This window comes from Brucella pseudogrignonensis, assembly GCF_032190615.1.
GTDB classification, from domain to species: Bacteria; Pseudomonadota; Alphaproteobacteria; order Rhizobiales; family Rhizobiaceae; genus Brucella; species Brucella pseudogrignonensis_B.
In genome coordinates this window covers 1277102-1300720 of record NZ_JAVLAT010000001.1, presented here as the reverse complement: position 1 = coordinate 1300720, position 23619 = coordinate 1277102, and the positions used below count along the sequence as shown (strand labels likewise).

The following is a 23619-nucleotide window of genomic DNA, read 5'->3' as shown; positions in this document are numbered from 1 at the left end:
CACCCCAAATGGCAAAAAACGCTGAACGCAGACACCCGTCAAAACACATTGATTCGTCTTCACAATACCCTTCCGGGGATTCCGCGTGAAGCATGATACGCGCAAAAATAAAGGCCGGGCAGTGTTAAACTGTCCAGCCTACAAGATGTAGCAGTATGGTTAACAGGTAATTAATACCTGTAGTGTTCCGACTTGAATGGGCCTTGTGGAGTGACACCAATATAAGCGGCCTGTTCATCCGAAAGCACGGTCAATTTAGCGCCGAGCTTGTCGAGATGCAGACGAGCAACCTTTTCATCGAGGTGCTTTGGCAGAACATAAACTTCGTTCTTATACGCGTCCGTACGCGTGAAGAGTTCGATCTGACCGAGAACCTGATTGGTGAAGGAAGCCGACATCACGAAGCTTGGATGGCCGGTTGCGTTGCCGAGATTGAGCAGACGGCCTTCCGACAGAAGGATAATGCGCTTGCCATCCGGGAATTCGACCAGATCAACCTGTGGCTTAACATTGGTCCATTTCAGGTTACGCAGTCCTGCAACCTGAATTTCATTATCGAAGTGACCGATATTGCCAACAATCGCCATATCTTTCAGCTTGCGCATATGATCAAGCGTGATGACGTCTTTGTTGCCGGTTGTCGAGATCACGATATCAGCAGTAGAAGCCGCATCATCAAGGGTTACGACTTCAAATCCGTCCATGGCAGCCTGAAGCGCGCAGATTGGATCAACTTCCGTGACCTTCACGCGGGCGCCAGCACCGGCGAGCGAGGCAGCAGAACCTTTGCCAACATCGCCATAACCGCAAACGACAGCGACCTTACCAGCCATCATCACGTCTGTGCCGCGACGGATACCGTCAACCAGCGATTCCTTACAGCCATACTTGTTGTCGAACTTCGACTTGGTGACGCTGTCATTGACGTTGATTGCCGGGAAGGGCAGGAGGCCTTTCTTCTGCAACTGGTAGAGGCGATTGACGCCTGTGGTTGTTTCTTCCGTCACACCCTTGATCGCATCGCGCTGACGCGTGAAGAAGCCAGGCGTTTCAGCCATGCGCTTCTTGATTTGTGCGAACAGAACTTCTTCTTCTTCGCTTTCAGGCTTGGAAAGAACGTCTTCACCTGCTTCAGCGCGTGCGCCGATCAGGATATACATGGTGGCATCGCCACCATCATCAAGGATCATGTTGGATGGTTCGCCATCCGTCCACTGGAAGATCTTGTCGGTATAAGTCCAGTATTCTTCAAGCGTTTCGCCCTTGATAGCGAAAACCGGCGTACCAGTTGCAGCGATTGCTGCCGCAGCATGATCCTGAGTCGAAAAAATATTGCAGGACGCCCAGCGCACATCGGCACCCAGTGCCTTCAGCGTTTCAATGAGCACGGCGGTCTGGATCGTCATATGCAGCGAACCAGAAATACGTGCGCCCTTGAGCGGCTGTGATTTGCCAAACTCTTCGCGCGCGGCCATCAGGCCCGGCATTTCCGTTTCGGCAATATCGAGTTCTTTGCGGCCCCAATCGGCGAGGCTAAGATCCTTGACGACGAAATCCTGACTTGCGGTCATCATCTGCTCCAATCAAATTGATTTTGAAGCCCCGAAACAAAAAACTATCGGAGAAGGGGCTTCGACTGGCCATTTGATTAGCAGATCAACCGCATCAGCACAACATCACATAAAGAGTTCTTTATGTGTGCATATTAACTTAGCGATATTTTTTGAATATCAGGCTTCTTCACCAAATTTATCAGCGATCAGCGCCTGAAGCCCATCGAGCACCGCATCAGCTTGTTCACCCGATGCGTGCACTTCAATGCAGCAGCCCGGCGAGGCTGCCAGCATCATCAAGCCCATGATAGAGGTGCCACCCACCGTCATGCCATCCTTGCTCACGCGGACATGGGCATCAAAGCTATCCACAAGCTGTACAAATTTCGCGGAAGCGCGCGCATGAAGACCACGCTTATTGACGATCTCGAAGGAGCGGGAGAGCGCGCTATCAGCATCATATTCGCCAGTAACAACCACGGTGGGATGCATGAATTACTTTCCTGTCAGGACCTGGCTTGCAACATTGATGTACTTGCGTCCTGCGTCCTGCGCCTCGCGCAGAGCTGTCTTGATGTCTCCACCGATACGAACGCTGGAAAGCTTGATCAGCATCGGCAGATTCACGCCTGCGATGACCTCGATCTTGCCCTCTTCCATCACCGAAATTGCGAGATTGGACGGAGTTCCACCAAACATATCGGTCAGAACGATAACACCGCTGCCACTATCGGCCCGCTCCACCGCATCCACGATATCGCGGCGGCGCTGTTCCATGTCATCTTCGGCACCGATACAAACGGTCTCGAAATTGTCTTGCGGGCCAACCACATGCACCACAGCATGGAGAAACTCTTCGGCCAGCTTTCCGTGCGTAACAAGCACGAGTCCGATCATACTTTAAAAGCTCCTGTCGCGTGCCCGCCGCTCAACCCCTTCAAAGGCGCAGATGACACAAAAATCGCCGGAACCCAGCCGACGAGTTGTGCATCTTGGCATTGCAAATCTTGATAGCAAGTGAAAAATTTCACTTTTGCCTTGAAAAAAGCAAAATGCCGCAGTGTTGAGCATTTCTTTCAGCGAAGCACTTAAGGCCAGGTTTTATAAAACAGGCTTGCCTCGATAGCACGCGAAACTGCGTTAGAATCGCCGTTTGACGAGAGTTCAGGCAACAACAGACGCGGAATTTCGATGCCTTCAAACTGCCAATTCTCGCCGCTTGGATAACGTTCAGCCTCTTCGCGGCTAACCAGAATGACAACAAGATCGAGTGGCGTCTGTTTCACATAAGCAACAGTGAAAAGACCCGCTCCACGAATTTCAACACCGCCGGCGAGAGAATCGGGAACGCTGGCTATCAGCTTACTGCCATCCACATGCAACAACGTGCGGTCATCAGAAACGAGTAAAGCCTCTTCCCCGCGCGTCACTGCGCGCTCAATTAACGTCAGCGCTGTCTCTGTTTTTCCAGCGCCTGATTTCCCCATCAGCATCACGCCACGACCGCGTATTTGCACCGTCGTTGCGTGAAGACCACTTTTCTGTTCTTCCGGTGTCATGTCACGTCACGCGATAGCTGGCAGATCAACGATAAAGCGTGCACCCTTCATCTGATCCGGCTCATCATCATTGACGATATTTTCTGCACTCAATGTACCGCCATGCGCTTCAATGATCTGGCGGCTGATCGAGAGACCAAGGCCGGAATTCTGACCAAAAGCCTCTGAAGCCGGGCGATCCGTGTAGAACCGCTCGAAAATGCGTTCGATATTCTCGATCGGAATGCCGGGGCCATTATCTTCGACAAGAACGCGCACACGATTGCCTTCACCGCTTAACGTAACCACGATACGGCCCGTATCTTCCGGCACAAAAGACCGCGCATTTTCGATCAGATTGCTGATCACCTGTCCAAGACGAAGATCATGTCCTGCAACGAAGAAGCCCTTCTTGCCAGACGGCAATTTGCCTGTATTGAACACAATCTCGGTGCCAACCTTGTTACGACGGACTTCGCGCGCTGCAAGAACCAGATTGTTGAGCAGCGTCTTCATATCCACGCGGTCGGAATGTTCGCGCGCAAGCTCCGCATCAAGGCGTGACGCGTCCGAAATATCGGTAATCAGACGATCAAGACGCCGCACATCATGCTGAATGACATCAAGCAGACGATTGCGGGAATTATCATTTTTCGCAAGCGGCAGCGTTTCAACAGCACTGCGCAACGAGGTGAGGGGGTTTTTCAGCTCGTGACTCACATCGGCTGCGAAGCTTTCAATCGCCTCGATTCGCGTATAGAGCGCATCGGTCATCGCGCGAATGGAAGTTGACAAATGGCCCACTTCATCCTGACGCGCGGAGAAATCCGGAATTTCCTCGCGGCTTTTTACGCCAAGGCGCACGCGGTCGGCAGCGGCTGCAAGTTTGCGCAACGGGCTTGCAATGGTCGACGCCAGAAACAGCGACAAGATCACCATCACCGCCGCAACAACGCCGAATACACGGAAAACCGCCATGCGTTCGCCCTGCACGATTTTGTCGATGTCATCGCCTTCGGTTGAAAGCAGAAGCACACCCAAAATCGCACGTGATTGCTGAATAGGAACGGCCACCGAAACAACCAGTTCACCCTGCTGGTTGCGGCGCTGCGCAGTCTGCGGCGAGCCGCTCAATGCGCGAACGATTTCCTGATAGGCAAGACCATTGCCGCCTGGCTGTTCCTGATAGAGAGGCAGGCCACCACCATAAAACAGACGTGAGAACCACATGGTAAAGCGTTCCCATGGGCTCGGTGCGTCTTCTTCAATAGCCGGCAGATCATAGCGGAATACAGGACCGCCCGAAGCAAATGCCGGGGCATAAAGCGAACGGGAATCCAGCAGAAGATTTGCGTAATGATCGTAAATGCGGGCGCGTGTGCTGGTCGGCGAAATCAACTGACGCAGCAGAGGTGAGACTTTTTCCGGATTGATCGGAAATTCCCAATTGTCCGGAGAATCAGGCGAGGGGGTGATGCTTTGGCCTGCCTGAAGCTCCAGCAGCTTTTCAGGATCGATCATCAACGAATTGGTATCAACCGTTGCGGATGCAGAAATTGCTGCCGCGATAATTTTGCCCTGCGTCAGCAAACTCTCAATTTTGGCATCAATCAGCCCCTCACGGAACTGATTCATATAAAGAATACCGGAAACCAGAACGCCAAGTGCTGCAATGTTCAGAAACAGAATGCGGCGCGTCAGGCTTGAAAACAGAAACTGACCGAGAAACCGGCTGAAAGGTGCAAACAGACGCCGCAGAAGCAGCGAGCGTTGCCGCCGTGCCCTGCGTTCTCTCATTGTCATTGCGCTATCTTTACGGGTTTCGGCGACCATGTCGCTGCAATCTTGCCTTCTGAAACAATCGCCAGACTGAAATTGTCTGGCGATTTAATCTCTATATCATGCTTCGCGGAAGCGATAACCCACGCCATAAAGCGTTTCGATCATCTCAAAGTCGTCATCGACGGACTTGAACTTCTTGCGAAGACGCTTGATGTGGCTGTCGATGGTGCGATCATCCACATAGACCTGCTCATCATAAGCGGCATCCATCAGCGCGTCACGGCTTTTCACAACACCGGGACGTTGGGCAAGCGAGTGCAGGATGAGGAATTCGGTGACAGTCAGCGTGACAGGTTCGCCCTTCCAGGTGCAGGTATGACGCTCCTGATCCATGACAAGCTGGCCGCGCTCAAGCGACTTTGCCTGCTGTCCAGTGGGCTTTGCTGTGCCATCACGCGCAGCAACGCGGCGCAGAACAGCCTTGACACGCTCGACCAGAAGGCGCTGCGAGAACGGCTTGGTAATAAAATCATCCGCGCCCATCTTCAGGCCGAACAATTCATCGATCTCATCGTCCTTAGATGTCAGGAAGATGACGGGGAGGTCAGACTTCTGGCGCAGACGGCGCAGCAATTCCATGCCATCCATACGCGGCATCTTGATATCGAAGATTGCGAGGTTCGGCGGGCGGGACATCAACCCGTCCAGAGCAGAAGCCCCATCGGTATAGGTCTCGACGCGATAGCCTTCCGACTCCAGAGCAATGGAAACGGAGGTCAGAATATTGCGGTCATCGTCGACCAGCGCAATTGTCTGCGTTACCGAAGCTTCCTTCATGCGAACCTTCTCCTTTGTTAACCGCCCCATTACAGCAGCGGTGCAAATCACCAAACGCCAGTAAGCGCGTTGATCTTATTACAGTCCTGCCGCTTGTGCAGTACAAATTAGGTACAAAATGTGGCAACGGCTCAACTTCCCGGCAAGACCACAGATTGGTTTTTTCGCGATTGCTGGTGGCGTGGTTAACACTCCTGAGAACAGTTCCGGACTGTGGATAGCCATCATAACGTATAGATTAAACGATTTAAAAAAATTTCAAGATTTTTAAATCGATTAAATATTTGATTTAATTTGATTAATCTGTTTCTGACAGCCATCCCGTTTAAAAAGAGCGGGGCCAACCAAATTTTAAACCATATGGCGGAGAGACCATGAAAGAGATCGGCATCCATAATACTGCCGCTTCCATTTCCACTTCAGGATTGAAGGAACTGTCCGCAGTCTTTTATAATTTTGGACCGGCCCGGCTCTATGAAGAGACCATTCGCCGTGGCGAAGCAGAGCTTTCGGCAAAAGGAGCCCTTGTTGCTCGTACCGGTCAGCACACGGGTCGTTCGCCAAAAGACAAGTTCGTTGTGCGCGATGCAAACACCGAAGATCAGGTCTGGTGGGACAACAACAAGCCGATGACGCCGGAAGCCTTTGAGCTTCTTTATGCCGATTTCATTGATCATGCGAGAGGCAAAGAGCTTTTCGTACAGGACCTGATCGGCGGCGCTGACGAAGACAACAAGATCAATGCCCGTGTTGTGACTGAATATGCATGGCATTCGCTGTTCATTCGCAACCTGCTGATCCGTCCGGAAGAATCGGCGCTAGCGTCTTACCTGCCGGAAATGACAATTATCGATCTGCCTTCCTTCAAAGCCGATCCTGCACGCTATGGCGTGCGCACCGAAACGGTGATCGCGGTCGATCTTACCCGCAAGATCGTGTTGATTGGCGGCACGTCCTATGCTGGGGAAATGAAAAAGTCGGTCTTCACCGTCCTCAACTATCTGTTGCCTGCCAAGGGCGTCATGCCGATGCATTGTTCGGCCAATGAAGGCCCGAACGGCGATACGGCTGTCTTCTTCGGTCTGTCCGGCACCGGCAAGACGACGCTTTCCGCTGAACCGAGCCGCACGCTGATCGGCGATGATGAGCATGGCTGGGGCGAGCATGGCGTTTTCAACTTTGAAGGCGGCTGCTATGCCAAAACTATCCGCCTTTCTGCTGAAGCCGAGCCGGAAATCTACGCAACCACGCAGCGTTTCGGCACTGTGCTGGAAAACGTCGTGCTGGATGCCAACCGCCAGCCGGATTTCGACGATGGTTCGCTGACCGAAAACACCCGCTGCGCTTATCCGCTCGACTTCATTCCGAATGCGTCTGCATCGGGCAAGGGCAACCAGCCAAAGAACATCATCATGCTGACCGCCGATGCTTTTGGCGTTATGCCTCCGATTGCCAAGCTCACGCCTGCGCAGGCCATGTATCACTTCCTGTCCGGCTACACCGCAAAGGTTGCAGGGACCGAAAAGGGCGTGACCGAGCCTGAAGCAACGTTCTCGACCTGCTTTGGCGCACCATTCATGCCGCGCCATCCATCGGAATACGGCAATCTGCTGCGCAAACTGATCGCAGAACACAAGGTCGATTGCTGGCTGGTCAACACCGGCTGGACCGGCGGCGCCTATGGCACCGGCAAGCGTATGCCGATCAAGGCAACCCGTGCGCTTCTTGCAGCAGCGCTAGACGGTTCGCTCAATAATGCCGAGTTCCGTACGGATCCGAATTTCGGCTTCGCCGTGCCGGTTGCAGTGCCGGGCGTGGATACCGCCATTCTCGATCCGCGTTCGACCTGGGCTGACAAGGCAGCTTACGACGCACAGGCGCAAAAACTTGTCGATATGTTCGTGAATAATTTCGAGAAGTTCGAAAGCCATGTCGATCATGATGTGCGCGATGCCGCGCCAGCAACGCAGATTGCGGCCGAGTAAGCGAAAATGAAATCCTGAGGAGGAGGGGAAGCCCGGCTGAAAGGCCGGGTTTTTCTTTTTTACAATGGATAGAGCGTCTCGCGCTTGATCCCATCCACCGCGCTCGCTCTATCCATTTGTTTTTGCGCAAGTCTTTATCCCAAAACCGGTTCCCACTTTTGGAAGACATGCGTTAGAAAGCGGTGTATCACTTGCCCTTATGGAAGAAAGCTGCACCATCATCCGCATCACAAACCGCCTGACGATCCACGAGGATCATCTCGAGGAGAGCTTTATTCGCTCGTCTGGTCCCGGTGGTCAAAACGTCAACAAGGTATCGACGGCCGTACAGTTGCGCTTTCATGCAAGCCAGTCCGGTCTGCCGGAAGATGTGCTTGCGCGTCTTTTCAAGCTTGCCGGTCAGCGCGGCACCAAGGACGGTGATATACTGATCGAGGCCAATCGTTTTCGCACACAAGAGCGCAATCGCGAAGATGCACGTGAGCGGATGATTGCGCTGATCCAGGATGCAGCAGTTCCGCCACCGCCACCGCGCAGGAAAACAAAGCCGACAAAAGGTTCTGTCGAACGCCGCCTCAAGGCCAAGTCAGGCCGATCGGACATTAAAAAAGGCCGCGGCAAGGTTTCTTACGATTAAGCGCATCCCGAAAAGTGGGAACCGGTTTTTGGAAACAGATGCGCGTAAAAGCAAATAGACCATTCAGACTTTGGGAACAGACAACATGACGATCAATTATCACGAGCTTGAAACCAGCCATGGCCGCATTGCTGTGCGTGAAAGTTCAGGCGAAGGTGCGCCGCTGCTGATGATCCATGGCAATTCAAGCTCCGGCGCAATTTTCGCACCACAGCTCGAAAGTGCCATCGGCAAGAAATGGCGCGTGATCGCGCCTGATCTTCCGGGCCATGGCAAATCTTCTGATGCGATTGATCCTGATCGCAGCTATTCGATGGAAGGCTATGCGGATGCGATGACGGAAGTCATGCAACAGCTCGGCATTGCCGATGCTGTCGTTTTCGGCTGGTCGCTCGGTGGTCATATCGGCATCGAGATGATTGCCCGTTATCCTGAAATGCGTGGCCTTATGATTACCGGAACCCCACCCGTAGCGCGTGAGGAAGTGGGGCAGGGGTTTAAGAGCGGGCCAGACATGGCGCTGGCCGGACAGGAAGTCTTTTCGGAGCGTGACGTGGATTCTTACGCACGCAGCACCTGTGGCGAACCGTTCGAGGCATCGCTTCTCGATATTGTTGCCCGCACTGACGGCCGCGCTCGCCGCATCATGTTTGAAAAATTTGCCGCTGGCACTGGCGGCAACCAGCGCGACATCGTTGCTCAAGCGAAGCTTCCCATTGCAGTCGTCAATGGACGCGATGAACCTTTCGTCGAACTCGACTTTGTCTCCAAGGTGAAATTCGGGAATCTTTGGGAAGGTAAAACCCACGTTATCGACAATGCTGGACATGCGCCATTTCGCGAAACGCCGGCGGAATTTGATGCCTATCTTGCGCGTTTCATCGAGAGTTGCACAAAATAACTTTTTCAGTTCACCCGGCATCATTTGATGTCGTTTGACGGTTTCCTCATCAGGCCAGTACCCTAGGTAATCCTTAAGGATTGTGAAAAGGGTAAAATCATGGGCATGACTGTTGCGGATCTTCTGGCTCAAACCTTGGCCGAAGCAGGTGTTAAGCGCATCTGGGGGGTTACGGGCGATAGCCTTAACGGGCTCAATGACAGCCTCAGACGACTTGGCAAGATCGACTGGATGCATGTGCGGCATGAGGAAACCGCGGCCTTCGCTGCGGGGGCAGAAGCGGCTGTCACCGGCGAACTGGCCGTTTGTGCTGGCAGCTGTGGGCCCGGCAATCTGCACCTCATCAATGGACTTTTTGATTGTCACCGCAACCGCGAACCTGTGCTGGCGATTGCAGCCCATATTCCTTCATCGGAAATCGGTCTCGACTATTTTCAGGAAACCCATCCGCAGGAACTGTTCCGCGAATGCAGCCATTTTGTTGAGCTGGTTTCCAACCCTGCACAAATGCCCGAAGTGCTGAACCGCGCCATGCGTGCGGCCATCGGCAAGCGCGGCGTGGCCGTGATCGTCATTCCGGGTAACGTTGCACTCAAGCAGGCACCTGAAGGAGCAAAACAGACCTGGACGCCGATCTCGCTTCCCCGCATGGTTCCGTCAGATCAGGATGTCACAAAGCTCGCAGATATTCTCAACGGTTCTGAGAAGATCACCATTCTGGCAGGCAGTGGCTGCGCGGGTGCGCATGATGCAGTCGTTTCATTGGCCGAACATCTGGAAGCACCTGTGGTTCATGCGCTGCGCGGCAAAGAACATGTCGAATGGGACAATCCCTTTGATGTTGGCATGACCGGCCTGATCGGCTTTTCATCCGGCTATCACGCCATGCTCAACTGCGACACGCTGCTGATGCTTGGCACCAGTTTCCCTTATCGCAACTTCTATCCCGACAAGGCAAAGATCGTTCAGATAGACAATGATCCTTCACAGCTCGGACGCCGTGCGCCGCTTACATTGGGTGTGACGGGCGATGTATCGGAAACAATCGCAGCCCTTCTGCCGAAGCTCAAATCGGGTCGCAGCACGAAATTCCTTGATGCTGCAAAAACACATTACACGAAGGCGCGCGAGGCATTGGATGATCTGGCAGCGCCATCAAAACCCGGCCAGCCAATCCATCCGCAATATCTCACCCGACTCGTCAATGAGATTGCCGATGAAGATGCAATCTTCAGCGCCGATGTCGGCACGCCAACTGTTTGGGCTGCGCGCTACCTCACCATGAATGGCAAGCGTCGCCTGCTTGGTTCGTTCAATCATGGCTCAATGGCCAATGCCATGCTTCAGGCATTGGGCGCAAAGGCTGCGGCACCGGAACGGCAGGTCGTTTCGCTGTCGGGCGATGGTGGTTTCACCATGATGATGGGCGACTTCCTGTCATTGAAACAGCTCAATCTGCCCGCCAAGATCATTGTTTATAACAATGGCTCACTTGGCTTCGTCGCCATGGAAATGAAAGCGGGTGGCTATCTGACCTCCGGGACCGACCTCGAAAACCCGAATTTTGCAGCCATGGCGGAAGCCATCGGCATCAAAGGTTTTCGCGTAGAGGAATCCGCAGATCTGCCGGAGGCATTAAAGCTGGCTTTTGCGCATGACGGTCCGGTTCTGGTCGATGTTGTGACAGCCAAGCAGGAACTGGTGATGCCACCCAAGATCAAGGCCGAGCAGGCGAAGGGCTTCAGCCTTTATATGCTCAAAGCCATCATCAGCGGTCGTGGTGATGAAATCGTCGAATTGGCAAAGACCAATCTGGGCCGGTAAAAAATAGCGGGCGGCAAGATCAAGCCGCCCGCTTTCATCATGCTTTTAAGAGAAGCCTTTAAAACCACTGCCCGAAGCGCCGGATATACAAAGCCTTGGTGATTTGCGCGAGCACGCAATATGCAACCAATGTCACAACAAGCCATGGGAAATAGCTCAGAGGCAAAGGCACCAGGCCAACAGAGGCGCCAATCGACGAGAATGGCAGATAAATGCCGATGGCCATAATGAGCGCTGTCATGAGCATCACCGGCACAGCTGCTGTGCTCTGAATGAAAGGAATTTTCTTCGTGCGCAGCATGTGGACCACCAGCGTCTGCGACAATAGCCCTTCAATGAACCAGCCCGACTGGAACAACGATTGCATTTCGACCGAATTGGCTGCGAACACATACCACATAAGTGCGAAAGTCGTCATATCGAAGATCGATGACGTCGGTCCAACAAAGATCATAAACCGACCGATATTGGGCGCATCCCACTTACGTGGTTTTTGCACGAACTCCTTGTCCATTCGGTCCCAAGGCAGGGAAAGCTGCGAAATATCGTACATCAGATTCTGTATCAGAAGCTGTATCGCCAGCATCGGCATGAAGGGTAAGAAAATGCTGGCAACCAGAACTGAGAAGACATTTCCGAAGTTCGAACTTGCCGTCATATTGAGATATTTAATGATATTTCCGAAAGTCTCGCGACCTTTGATAACACCTTTCTCAAGCACCATCAGGCTTTTTTCAAGCAGTATGATGTCGGCAGATTCCTTGGCAATATCCGCGCCACTATCCACTGAAATGCCGACATCGGCATCGCAAAGGGCTGGGGCATCATTAATTCCGTCACCAAGAAATCCAACTGTATGACCATTGGCCTGCAGCATCTTGAGAACACGCGATTTCTGTAACGGCGTGAGCTTGGCAAAAACAGTGCGTTCTTCGACCAGTTTCTGCAGGGTAGCGTCGTCGAATTTTTCAATCTCGCGCCCCAAAAGCGGAATGCCCGGCTCCAGCCCCACTTCACGACAGACTTTGACGCTGACAATTTCATTGTCACCTGTCAGAAGCTTTACAGTAACTCCATAGTCCCGAAGCGCTGCAAGGGCAGCGCGTGCGCTATCCTTTGGCGGATCAAAGAAGGTTAGAAATCCTTCAATAACGATATCGGATTCATCTTCGGTGCTGTATTCCGGCTTGACGGCATCGCCAGTGAGTTCGCGTGTTCCCAGCAGAAGCACCCGGAACCCATCTTCATTATAGGATCGGGCCAATGCTTTCAGCCGATCACGCTGGGTTTGATCAAGTGGCAAAATGGTGGGACCGTCACGCAAATGCGTTGCGATTGCAAGCATCTCTTCTACCGCACCTTTTACCACCATCAGATTTTCATTATTTGGCCCCTCAAGGACGACCGATAGACGACGACGCACAAAGTCGAAGGGCAACTCATCGACCTTTTGGTAGAACTTGTCTTTGCCAAAGCCCGCCTTTTCAGCAAAATTCAACACGGCCTGATCCATGAGATTTTTCATGCCGCTTTGATGATAACTATTAAGCCAGGCAAGCTTGAACACACGTTCGTTGCTTTTTCCCTTAGCATCCAGATGATGCTCAAGAATGATGTGATCCTGTGTAAGCGTGCCTGTCTTGTCAGTGCACAGCACATCCATCGCTCCAAAGTTCTGGATGGCATTGATGCGCTTAACCACCACCTTTTGCTGCGCAAGTGCAACCGCACCTTTTGCAAGATTGGATGAAACGATCATCGGCAACATTTCGGGTGTGAGGCCGACGGCAACTGCCAATGCAAACAAAAAGGCCTCGCCCCAATCGCCTTTGGTAATACCATTGATCAGCATAACGAGTGGAACCATTACCAGCATGAAGCGGATCAAAAGCCAGCTTACGCTGTTCACCCCACGATCAAACGAGGTTTCGGCACGCGATCCAACCAGCACTTTTGCCAGCGAACCAAAATAGGTACGCGCTCCTGTGGCGACCACAAGTGCGGTGGCAGTACCGCTGACAACATTGGTGCCCATGAAGCAGACATTGGGTAAATCAAGCGGACCCGCGTCCGCGTCAATGACACCACTCGCTGATTTTTCCATCACAAAGCCGAGCGTGTCGTATTTCTCCACCGGAATAGATTCGCCAGTGAGTGCAGCTTGACTGACAAAAAGATCGCGCGAAACAATAAGCCTTATATCGGCCGGGATCATATCACCAGCAGATAGCCGGATAACATCACCAGCCACCAGTTCCTGAATTGGCAATTCCATGAACTGAGGCTCAGAATGAACTTCCGGGCGTCGTTGCACAGTGGCTGTGGTACGTACCATAGCCTGCAAGGCTTCGGCGGCCTTGCAGGAGCGATATTCCTGCCAAAACCGTAAAATGCCGGACAAAAGCACGAGCGTCATTATGATGCTGACGCCGGTATAATCTGCGTCGTCACCGTTTTTAAGCGGCCAGATAATATCCGTGAAGCTGCTGACAACGGCCAGCGTCGTCAGAACTGCAACGAAAGGATTCTTGAAAGCAAGCAGCAATTGCAGCAGTGCATGAGGCCGCCTCTCATGAGCAACCTCATTGCGACCGTCTCGCTGTAAGCGAATGCGGGCTTCTGCAAAAGTGAGGCCATTCAATTGCCCCCGCACATTGGCAAGTGTGGTTTCAATGCTGTTTTGGGCTTCACGCGCAGCCCGCATGGAAAGCCGTTGGCTCGACTGATGATTACTATTTGGAGCCGTCTTAACGTTCTTGTTTTTCGTGTTGGTATTCATTGTCGCCTCCCGCCGCACTTAAGGCAGAAAAGCGGTCAACACAGTCCTTCAAATCAGGACAGACGAGAGCGCGGCTTCTATGGCCTATGCGGTCGATAAGGGTTGGATTTGCAGTAAAGAAATGCCCGCTGCACCGTGCCCGTCAGCATCAATGCAGCGAGCTTACTGGCGCCGTCACTCATGATGTGCTCCTTGAATATGGACCGAACTCATATGCTCATTCCTAGATCAGGCCATCATTTTATGAAATGAAGTCCTGCCTGACAGGCTTTTTCTTGAACCTTCTGAACTATCACGTCAAATCCAAGAAATAGGTGGCTAGAAGAACGGAGAGCGTATTTTTGAATGTTTTCTTGTCTTGACCATTTTATAGTGAGATGTAGTCTGTAACCTATTGATTGGCCGCGATAAGCGCGGGATATCTCTGGTTCTGATATTAGATTTTATGCATCTATAGGTTTGCAACAGCAGGGAGATTTGCCCATGGGAATTTTCGATTTCGTGAAGTCAGTTGGAACCAAGCTTGGTTTCGGAGAAAATGAACCCAAAGCCGATGACCTCAAGAAAGAGCTCGACTCACATAATCTTGGCACCGATGGCGTGCAGGTGAGTGTGCAGGGTGACAAGGCAGTCCTGACCGGCAACGTGAAGGATCAATCGGCTTTTGAAAAAGCCATCATCGCTGTCGGCAACTCGCTTGGTGTTTCCAAAGTGGAAGCCTCGGAACTGAAAGTCGGTGGCTCCGGAACGACCGGCGCTGAGCCTGTCTTCTACACAGTCAAGAAGGGCGACAATCTTTGGAAAATTGCCGAAGCGCAATATGGCAAAGGCAATGGCGCAAAGAATGACATCATCTTTGAAGCCAACAAACCGATGCTGACGCATCCGGACAAAATCTATCCGGGTCAGGTGCTGCGCATTCCGCCGCTCTAAGGCTGATATTCAACCCTATGCAACACGCCTCGCTGTTTAAAGCAGTGAGGCGTTGTCTTTTTATAAGCATCCGCACCGATCTATGAGAAAAGACAATTGGAAGAGCAAAGAGTTTTCGGTGCATGCGTGTTTTTTCAACTTGTGCCTTTCTTCCTCCGCAAAAACCCATAAAAATCACTTCCACAATATCCGAAGCAGAAACGGAGATGCTGGATGAAGGGTTTTTGGGCGGGCGCTTTCGCAGTCACCATGTTAGCGAGCACGGTATCTTTTGGGTACGCTGCAGACAGCGAGCCAAAATGGCACACCTCTTCCAGCCTCGTTGGCGAACCCAAATATCCGGCTGGTTTCAAGCATTATGACCATGTGAATCCTGATGCGCCGAAAGGTGGCGCGCTCAATCAGGTCGCGGTTGGCACATTCAACAGCTTCAACCCTTATGTTGTTCAAGGTGTGCCAGCCGCTGGCCTCGCCCCATTCGGCGGCGGGATGCTTTACGACACATTGATGAGCGACTCTCTTGATCAAGGCTCAACACAATATCCGCTGATCGCCGAAGCCCTACAATTTCCTGATGATTATTCGTGGGTGAAGTTCAAGCTCAATCCCAATGCGAAATGGCATGATGGGCAGCCAATCACTGTCGATGACGTCATCTGGTCGTTCGACGTGCTGAAAAAGCAGTCTCCCATGTATAATAAATATTATGGCGACGTCGAAAAAGCCGAAAAGACCGGCGACCATGAAGTGAAGTTCACCTTCTCAGAAAAGGGCAATCGCGAACTTCCGCAAATCTTAGGACAGCTTGCCGTTCTTCCGAAGCACTGGTGGGAAGGCAAAGATGCGCAGGGAAAACAACGCGACATCAGCCGCCCGACACTCGAAATTCCGCTGGGGTCTGCTGCTTATAAAATCAAAAGCGCCGTCCCGGGAAGTTCGGTCGTATGGGAGCGCGTTGCCGATTATTGGGGCAAGGATTTGCCCGATAGTGTTGGCCGCAACAATTTTGATGAAGTGCGTTACGAGTATTACTTAAGCGAGGACGCAACCTGGGAAGCCTTCAAAAAAGGCGGCCAATACGATTATCGCAATGAGAACCGGGCGCAGCGCTGGGCCGAGCAATATAATTTTCCGGCAGTACAGCGCGGCGATGTGGTGAAAAAGTCGTTCCCATATAATGCTGTCGGGCGGATGCAGGGCTATTTCCTCAACACCCGCAAAGACAAGTTCAAGGATCCGAAAGTGCGTGAAGCGCTGACATACGCTTTCGATTTTGAAACCATGAACCGGTTGCTATTCTTCAACCAATATACCCGCATCAACAGCTATTTCTCCGGCAATGAATTGCAGCTCGATGGTCCGCCAACGGCTGAAGAAAAAGCCATTCTTGAAACGGTAAAGGATGCGCTGCCCGCAGCAGCCCTCACAGACGAGTTCAAAGCGCCCGTTTATGACACGCCACAGGCAACACGCGATAATTTGCGAAAAGCGCTGCAACTCTTTGGTGAAGCAGGCTGGAAACTACAGAACAACAAGCTGGTTGATGCCAATGGCAAGCAGTTCACGATTGAGTTTTTAGATGACGGCCCAACATTTGAACGCGTCCACAATCTCTATATCCAAAACCTGAAAAAGATCGGTATTGATGCGCGAATTCGCACCGTCGATGCTGCACAGTATCAGGCTCGCCTCAATGACTTCGACTATGATGTGATATCGTCTGTCACCCCGCAAACTGCCTCGCCGGGCAACGAGCAGCGCGATATGTGGGGCTCGAAAGCAGCGGACTTTAAAGGCAGCCGCAACTATGCGGGTATCAAGAATCCAGCCATCGACAAGCTGATTGATCGCATCATCTATGCGAAAGATCGCGACGAACTGGTAGCGGCAAGCCATGCCCTCGATCGTGCATTGTTGTGGAACTACTACGTCATTCCACAATGGTATTCGGACCACATCAATGTGGCTTATTGGAACAAGTTTGGTATGCCCGATAAGCAACCTGATTATATGGGAATTGACCCGTTTTCGTGGTGGATAGATCCTGCAAAGGAATCAAAGATCAAGACTGGCGCCCAGTAGAGTATCGATAGAATGACAACTCTTCGCATGGATCGCCGCCATTTTCTCGGGCTCTCAGGCATTGCAGCGATCGCTGTCTACCTGCCGGAAATTGCTTTTGCAAAGCTTGCCGTCGACAAGCCCTTGCATGGATTATCAGCCTTTGGCGAACTGAAATACCCGCCCGAATTCACGCATTTCGATTATGTGAACCCGGATGCACCCAAAGGCGGAACGTTCACGCTCGCGCCCAATACATGGTACTGGAATCAAAACACTGCCACCTTCAACACGCTGAATACGTTAACTTTCAAGGGTGACGCGCCGCCACGCATGGAGCTGACCTTTGATGGGCTCATGGCATCAGCGCTTGATGAGCCGGATGCGGTCTATGGACTGATTGCTGAAAGCGTCACGCTCTCCAAAGATCGGCGCACCTGTCTCTTTAAACTGCGCAAGGAAGCACGCTTTCACGATGGTTCGCCGATTGAAGCGAAAGACGTGGTATTCACGTACACGACGCTGAAAGAAAAGGGCCATCCGCTTATCCGGCAAACGCTTGCCGCGCTCGAGACTGTAAAGGAAATTGGGAGCAGCCAAGTCGAGATGCACTTTGCTGCAGACCGCGGTGTCGGCGCTATTCTTGATGCGGTGACGCTACCGATATTATCGAAAGACTGGTTTAAGGATCGCGATTTCGATACAGCCAATATGGACGTCATCCTCGGATCGGGCGCTTATCGCGTCGGAAAAGTGGTTGCTGGTCAGTCAATCGAATATGATCGTGTTGATGACTATTGGGCCAAAGATTTGCCTGTGCAGCGCGGCTCCAATAACTTCGATCATCTGAGGATCGAGTTTTATCGTGATCGTCAGCCGGAATTTGAAGCTTTCAAGAAAGGCAATATCGACTTCCGGCGGGAAAGCATCGCTAAAAACTGGGCTACGGCCTACGACTTCCCGGCCATTGAGCAGAAGAAGATTATCAAACGGACTTTTCCGCGAGAAAAGCGCCCTTTGATGCAGGCATGGGCGCTCAACCAGCGCCGCGAACGCTTTCGAGATCCACGGGTGCGCGAAGCAATCAATCTCTGTTTCGACTTTGAATGGACGAATGCGAACCTGTTCTATTCGACCTATGAACGCTCGCAATCCAATTTCAATGGCTCTGATTTTCAGGCCGTGGGCTTGCCGACACCAGATGAAATGAAAGTGCTGGAACGCTATCGCGGTAAAATTCCCGATGCAGCCTTTGGTGAAGTCTCTCTCATGCCCGTCTCGGACGGTTCCGGTCGCGACCGCAAACAGTTTTCGCGCGCGATTGAGCTGATGCATGCAGCGGGCTTTGAACGCAAAAACGGCCAGTTCCACGGCAAGAGCGGCGAAAAATTCTCGCTGGAGATCCTCAGCAATTCGGAAAGCTTTTCGCGCATCTATAATCCGTTTGTGCAAAAAATGCGGGCAATCGGCATTGATGCCAGTTTGCGACTGGTCGATCCAAGCCAATATCAGGCGCGAATACAGGATTTCGACTTCGATCTGGTGGGCATAGCGATGCAGTTTGGTGCAACGCCGACAAAAGAATCGCTCGCCAGCATGTTCGGCTCGGACTCAGCCAAGACACCGGGCAGCTATAATCTTCCGGGTACTTCCGACCCGATAATCGATGCATTGATCGACGATGTCGGACGGGTTTCCACTCGCGACGAGCTCATTGCAACGATACGGGTGTTAGATCGCTACTTGCGTATCCGGCTGGAGTGGATTCCAAATTGGACAGCAGCGAATCATCTGGTTGCCTATTGGGATCGGTTTGGCTTTAAGGAGCCGAAGCCCGATTATGGCTTTCCGGTCGAGACGCTTTGGTGGACTAAACCGTAATTTTTAAAAATATAAAGGCGAAACTATTGGCAAGCCGTGAGAGCAATCTGAACATGTGGAGCTGTGAGAGCTGATGGGCGCATATATTTTACGCCGCCTGCTTTTAATGATCCCGACGATCCTCGGCATTATGGCCATATCTTTTGCGGTCGTTCAATTTGCGCCCGGTGGACCTGTTGAACGCGTGATCGCGCAGCTCTCCGGTCAGGGTGGCGACGCTCTTGATCGTATTTCCGGCGGTGGCGCTGATGCCGGACAAACCGCTATCGATAGCGGCTCGGTCAATTCCAAATATCGCGGTGCGCAAGGTCTTGATCCACAATTCATTGCCGACCTTGAAAAGCAATTCGGCTTCGACAAGCCGCCGCTTGAGCGTTTTGGTCATATGCTCTGGAGCTACATGAGTTTCGATTTTGGCCGTAGCTACTTCCGTGACATCAGCGTCATCGACCTGATCAAAGAAAAAATGCCGGTTTCAATCTCACTCGGCCTTTGGCTTACATTCCTTTCCTATCTGATTTCGATTCCGCTTGGCATTCGCAAGGCGATCAAGGAAGGCACGCGCTTTGATACATGGACCAGCGCGATCATCATCGTCGGCTACGCAATTCCGAGTTTTCTGTTTGCAATCCTGCTGATTGTACTTTTTGCGGGCGGCTCGTTCTTCGACTGGTTCCCGCTGCGCGGCCTCACATCGCCTGATTTTGCGCAAATGTCGCTCTGGGGCAAGATTGGCGATTATCTCTGGCACATGGTTCTACCCGTGACAGCACTTGTGCTTTCAGCCTTTGCCACGACAACGCTTCTGACCAAGAATTCATTTCTGGAAGAAATCCGCAAACAATATGTAACAACGGCACGCGCGAAGGGTCTGACGGAACATCAGGTGCTTTACCGCCACGTGTTTCGAAACGCCATGTTGATCGTCATTGCCGGTTTTCCAGGCGCATTTATCTCGGCCTTCTTTACCGGCTCACTGCTGATTGAAACGATCTTCTCGCTCGATGGTCTAGGCTTGCTCGGCTATCAGTCGATTATCAATCGCGATTATCCGGTCGTGTTTGCCAGCCTGTTTATTTTCTCGCTAATCGGCCTCTTGGTCGGGCTGTTGTCTGATCTGATGTACACATGGATTGACCCGCGCATCGACTTTGACCGGAGGGATGTGTGATGACAGACACCACTCTTACCCCTGCCGCAAAGCCCGTAAAGCGCCCATTTCTCTCGCCGCTCAATCGTCGGCGCTGGCAGAATTTTAAAGCCAATAGGCGTGGTTACTGGTCGCTGTGGATTTTCTTGTTCCTGCTCGTGGCGGCACTTTGCTCCGAGTTTATCGCCAACGATAAGCCCATCCTCGTTTCCTATAAGGGCGAGCTGCTGACGCCGGTTTTTGTTGATTACCCGGAAGAGAAATTTGGCGGTTTTTATGCGGTCACAGATTATCGCGATCCGGTGATACAGGACGAGATCAACAACAATGGCTGGGCGATCTGGCCGCCAGTCCGCTATTCCTACAACACCGTCAATAACGACATTCCGGAAGCTGCACCATCCAAGCCATTCTGGCTTTATACAGAAGAACAACGCTGCCAGCGTTATCCGCTGGGTGTGAATGATCCGAATTGTATTGTTGGCAATTTCAACTGGCTCGGCACAGACGATCAGGCGCGCGATGTGTTTGCGCGTGCGCTTTATGGCTTCCGCATTTCGGTGCTGTTCGGCCTGATCCTCACCTTCTTCTCCGCCGTCATCGGCGTGACCGCTGGTGCTGTGCAGGGCTATTTCGGCGGCTGGGTCGATCTGATCTTCCAGCGTGTCATCGAAATCTGGTCTTCGATTCCGGTTCTCTATCTGTTGCTCATTATAGCTGCGATATTACCACCCGGGTTCTGGGTCTTGCTCGGCATTATGCTATTGTTCTCATGGGTTGCCTTCGTTGGCGTTGTCCGTGCCGAATTCCTGCGTGCCAGAAACTTTGAATATGTGAATGCAGCCCGTGCGCTTGGCGTAAAAAACGGCACCATCATGTGGCGGCATCTGCTGCCCAATGCGATGGTGGCAACGCTCACCTTCCTGCCGTTCATTCTCAATGGTTCGATCACCACGCTGACCGCGCTAGATTTCTTAGGCTTTGGTCTGCCGCCCGGTTCGGCTTCGCTCGGCGAATTGCTCGCTCAGGGCAAGAACAACCTTCAGGCACCCTGGCTTGGTATTACCGGCTTTGTGGTGATCTCGGTGATGCTGTCGCTGCTGATTTTCATCGGTGAAGCAACGCGTGATGCATTCGATCCACGAAAGGCGTTTCAATGAGTGGGTCGATGAATAAGCCGTTGCTTTCTGTCCGCGATCTTTCGGTCGCTTTTCGCCAGAATGGTGAAGAGCGCATTTCCGTGGACCGCGTTTCCTTCGACATTGCTGAAGGAGAAACCATAGCACTTGTGGGCGAATCGGGTTCTGGCAAGTCGGTATCAGCCCTCTCCATCCTCAAGCTTCTGCCCTATCCGGCTGCGAGCCATCCTTCCGGTGAGGTTATCTTCAACGGCAAGGATCTGATGAAGGCATCCGAGCCAGAGTTGCGGCGCGTGCGCGGCAATGATGTGACGATGATCTTTCAGGAGCCGATGACGTCGCTCAATCCGTTGCATACGGTGGAACGACAGATCGCTGAAATCCTGAAAATGCATCAGGGCATGGGTGATCAGGCGGCGCGCAAGCGCACGCTTGAGCTTCTGCATGAGGTTGGTATCCGCGAACCAGAAAAACGCCTTGCGTCCTTCCCGCATCAGCTTTCAGGTGGGCAGCGTCAGCGTGTGATGATCGCCATGGCGCTCGCCAACAAGCCAAAGCTGCTGATCGCCGACGAGCCGACAACCGCGCTCGATGTGACCGTTCAGGCACAGATTTTGGAGCTTCTTGCGGAACTCAAAGCCTCGCAGGGGATGTCGATGCTCTTCATCACGCATGATCTTGGCATTGTGCGCAAGATCGCTGACCGGGTCTGCGTGATGAGCAAAGGCAAGATTGTCGAAGCTGGACCGACGAAAGAAATTTTCGAAAATCCGCAGCATGACTATACAAAGCATCTGCTCGCGGCAGAACCAAAGGGCGAGCCGCCTGCTGCGGATCTCAATGCCAAAACGGTGATGGAAGGCAAAGACGTTCGCGTCTGGTTTCCAATCAAGAAGGGCTTTCTGCGCAAGACAGTCGATCATGTGAAAGCCGTGGACGGCATTGATGTGCAACTGCGTGCTGGCCAAACGCTTGGCGTTGTGGGGGAATCAGGCTCCGGCAAAACCACACTTGGTCTTGCGCTTTCACGGATGATCTCATCAAAAGGTGAGATTCGTTTTGACGGTCGCGATATTGCGCAATTCAGCTTCAAGGATATGCGTCCGCTGCGGCGCGAAATGCAGATCGTTTTTCAGGATCCATTCGGATCCCTCAGCCCACGCATGACCATCGCAGATATTATTGCGGAAGGGCTTCTGGTGCATGAACCAAAGCTGTCCGCCGATGATCGCGACGAGCGGGTTGTTTCTGCACTCAACGAAGTGAACCTCGATCCTGAAACCCGCTTCCGCTATCCGCACGAGTTTTCCGGTGGTCAGCGTCAGCGCATCGCGATTGCGCGTGCCATGGTGCTCAATCCAAAATTCGTGATGCTGGATGAGCCAACCTCGGCGCTTGATATGAGCGTTCAGGCGCAGGTTGTCGATCTTTTGCGTGCATTGCAGAAGAAGCATGATCTGGCTTATCTTTTCATAAGCCACGACTTGAAAGTAGTGCGGGCACTGGCCAATGATGTACTGGTTATGCGCAATGGCAAAGCAGTCGAATACGGAACGTCAAAGGAAGTCTTTGCCAATCCAAAGACGGATTATACAAAAGCGTTGATGGCAGCGGCTTTCCACATGGAGGCCACACCGGGAGGAGTTAAGCAATGACAGGCAAAAATGATGGCAACATTCTTCTCGCAATAACCAATTGGGACCCGGCAACCTGGACCGATAGCTTCAAGGCGCATGCGCCTGAACGCAATGTCGTGACAGAGCGTGCTGAGAATGATCCAAACATCGAATATGCGCTTGTGTGGAAGCAGAAGCCCGGTTCTCTGGCCAATCTGCCGAACCTGAAAGTTATCTTTTCGCTGGGCGCTGGTGTGGATCATGTCTTCCATGATCCGCATATCCCGGATGTGCCCTTGGTGCGTGTCATTTCCGATGATCTCACCATGCGCATGACCGAATATGTGGTCTGGCAGGTGCTTGATCATCACCGTCTGGGCGCAAGCTATCGCAAGCAGCAGAAGAACCACGTCTGGCACGAGGATCCACGCCAGCCAGCAGCCCATGAAGTGACAGTGGGCATCATGGGGCTTGGCGTGCTTGGCCGCGATGCAGCAGACAAGCTTAAAGTGCTAGGCTTCAATGTTACCGGCTGGAGCCGCCGCCCGCAGGAGATCGACGGCGTGCAGACCTTCAACGGCAAAGAAGGCTTTACACGCTTCCTCAAAACTGCCGATATTTTCGTCTGTCTTCTGCCTTTGACGCCAGACACCAAGGGCATCCTGTCCATGACCATGTTCGCACAATTGAAAAGCGATGGCCCACTGGGTGCGCCTGTGCTGATCAATGCGGGACGTGGCGGATTGCAGAATGAAGCCGACATTCTCGCGGCACTGGATCGTGGATTGCTGTCAGCGGTGACACTTGATGTGTTTAATCAGGAACCTTTGCCTTCTGACAGCCCGCTCTGGACGCATCCGAAGGTGACGATCACCCCACATGCAGCCGCAAGCTCGTCTGCGAATGCGATTGTTCCGCAGATTATTCGTCAGATTGAAGCCTTTGAACGCGACGGAACGCTCGAAAACGTGGTTGACCGCGCTACGCAATATTAACAGGTTAC

18 protein-coding genes are annotated in these 23619 nt (G+C 52.5%); 11 read left to right on the top strand and 7 right to left on the bottom strand.

The window, feature by feature from the left end; genetic code table 11:
* Nucleotides 1-170: 170 nt before the first annotated feature.
* The 6 genes from ahcY to RI570_RS06330 form a co-directional block, all read right to left on the bottom strand.
* Entirely contained in the window at nucleotides 171-1571 is a 1401-nt protein-coding gene (gene ahcY / locus RI570_RS06355) for an adenosylhomocysteinase (RefSeq protein WP_310012980.1), read from the bottom strand.
* A 159-nt stretch (nucleotides 1572-1730) separates the two neighbouring features.
* The gene (locus RI570_RS06350) at nucleotides 1731-2045 is read right to left on the bottom strand and encodes an HPr family phosphocarrier protein (RefSeq protein WP_313827569.1); all 315 of its coding nucleotides are present in this window, start codon (nucleotides 2043-2045) and stop codon (nucleotides 1731-1733) included.
* 3 nt (nucleotides 2046-2048) lie between these two features.
* Nucleotides 2049-2450, bottom strand: a complete 402-nt coding sequence (locus RI570_RS06345) for a PTS sugar transporter subunit IIA (protein WP_313827568.1) — start codon at nucleotides 2448-2450, stop codon at nucleotides 2049-2051.
* A gap of 191 nt (nucleotides 2451-2641) precedes the next feature.
* Nucleotides 2642-3112: an HPr kinase/phosphorylase gene (locus tag RI570_RS06340; protein ID WP_313827567.1), complete on the bottom strand. Its 471-nt coding sequence runs from the start codon at nucleotides 3110-3112 to the stop codon at nucleotides 2642-2644.
* A 6-nt stretch (nucleotides 3113-3118) separates the two neighbouring features.
* Nucleotides 3119-4924: a stimulus-sensing domain-containing protein gene (locus RI570_RS06335; protein WP_313827565.1), complete on the bottom strand. Its 1806-nt coding sequence runs from the start codon at nucleotides 4922-4924 to the stop codon at nucleotides 3119-3121.
* 66 nt (nucleotides 4925-4990) lie between these two features.
* Entirely contained in the window at nucleotides 4991-5710 is a 720-nt protein-coding gene (locus RI570_RS06330; RefSeq protein WP_313827564.1) for a response regulator transcription factor, read from the bottom strand.
* Between the two features lie 374 nt (nucleotides 5711-6084).
* On the opposite strand from RI570_RS06330, the gene RI570_RS06325 reads away from it, so the two are divergent.
* From RI570_RS06325 to poxB, 4 genes are all read left to right on the top strand, one after another.
* Nucleotides 6085-7695: a phosphoenolpyruvate carboxykinase gene (locus tag RI570_RS06325; RefSeq protein WP_313827562.1), complete on the top strand. Its 1611-nt coding sequence runs from the start codon at nucleotides 6085-6087 to the stop codon at nucleotides 7693-7695.
* Nucleotides 7696-7894: 199 nt separating this feature from the next.
* Nucleotides 7895-8332 (top strand): alternative ribosome rescue aminoacyl-tRNA hydrolase ArfB, encoded by a 438-nt coding sequence (arfB, locus tag RI570_RS06320; protein ID WP_313827560.1) that lies wholly within the window; start codon nucleotides 7895-7897, stop codon nucleotides 8330-8332.
* Nucleotides 8333-8417: 85 nt separating this feature from the next.
* The gene (locus RI570_RS06315) at nucleotides 8418-9233 is read left to right on the top strand and encodes an alpha/beta hydrolase (RefSeq protein WP_313827558.1); all 816 of its coding nucleotides are present in this window, start codon (nucleotides 8418-8420) and stop codon (nucleotides 9231-9233) included.
* Between the two features lie 99 nt (nucleotides 9234-9332).
* A complete protein-coding gene (gene poxB / locus RI570_RS06310; RefSeq protein ID WP_313827556.1) occupies nucleotides 9333-11057 on the top strand; it encodes a ubiquinone-dependent pyruvate dehydrogenase in 1725 nt (574 codons plus the stop codon).
* A gap of 58 nt (nucleotides 11058-11115) precedes the next feature.
* Here the strand turns inward: poxB and mgtA are convergent, their stop codons facing one another.
* Nucleotides 11116-13836 (bottom strand): magnesium-translocating P-type ATPase, encoded by a 2721-nt coding sequence (gene mgtA / locus RI570_RS06305; RefSeq protein WP_313827555.1) that lies wholly within the window; start codon nucleotides 13834-13836, stop codon nucleotides 11116-11118.
* Between the two features lie 483 nt (nucleotides 13837-14319).
* Here mgtA and lysM point away from each other — a divergent pair, with 483 nt between their 5' ends.
* The 7 genes from lysM to RI570_RS06270 all read left to right on the top strand — a co-directional run bounded on the left by lysM (nucleotide 14320) and on the right by RI570_RS06270 (nucleotide 23611).
* Nucleotides 14320-14769 (top strand): peptidoglycan-binding protein LysM, encoded by a 450-nt coding sequence (gene lysM / locus RI570_RS06300; protein ID WP_313827554.1) that lies wholly within the window; start codon nucleotides 14320-14322, stop codon nucleotides 14767-14769.
* 213 nt (nucleotides 14770-14982) lie between these two features.
* The gene (locus tag RI570_RS06295; protein ID WP_313827552.1) at nucleotides 14983-16851 is read left to right on the top strand and encodes an extracellular solute-binding protein; all 1869 of its coding nucleotides are present in this window, start codon (nucleotides 14983-14985) and stop codon (nucleotides 16849-16851) included.
* A 12-nt stretch (nucleotides 16852-16863) separates the two neighbouring features.
* Nucleotides 16864-18711: an extracellular solute-binding protein gene (locus tag RI570_RS06290; protein ID WP_313827551.1), complete on the top strand. Its 1848-nt coding sequence runs from the start codon at nucleotides 16864-16866 to the stop codon at nucleotides 18709-18711.
* A gap of 73 nt (nucleotides 18712-18784) precedes the next feature.
* On the top strand, nucleotides 18785-19882 hold the full coding sequence (locus RI570_RS06285; protein ID WP_313827550.1) for a microcin C ABC transporter permease YejB: 1098 nt from the start codon (nucleotides 18785-18787) through the stop codon (nucleotides 19880-19882).
* Nucleotides 19882-21021, top strand: a complete 1140-nt coding sequence (locus RI570_RS06280) for an ABC transporter permease (protein WP_313827548.1) — start codon at nucleotides 19882-19884, stop codon at nucleotides 21019-21021. The genes RI570_RS06285 and RI570_RS06280 overlap by 1 nt, the downstream gene beginning before the upstream one ends.
* 8 nt (nucleotides 21022-21029) lie before the next feature.
* Nucleotides 21030-22655 carry an ABC transporter ATP-binding protein gene (locus RI570_RS06275; protein WP_313827547.1) on the top strand — a complete coding sequence of 542 codons (1626 nt, stop codon included), beginning with the start codon at nucleotides 21030-21032 and terminating at the stop codon, nucleotides 22653-22655.
* Entirely contained in the window at nucleotides 22652-23611 is a 960-nt protein-coding gene (locus RI570_RS06270) for a glyoxylate/hydroxypyruvate reductase A (RefSeq protein WP_313827546.1), read from the top strand. Before RI570_RS06275 ends, RI570_RS06270 begins: the two co-directional genes overlap by 4 nt.
* Nucleotides 23612-23619: the final 8 nt, after the last annotated feature.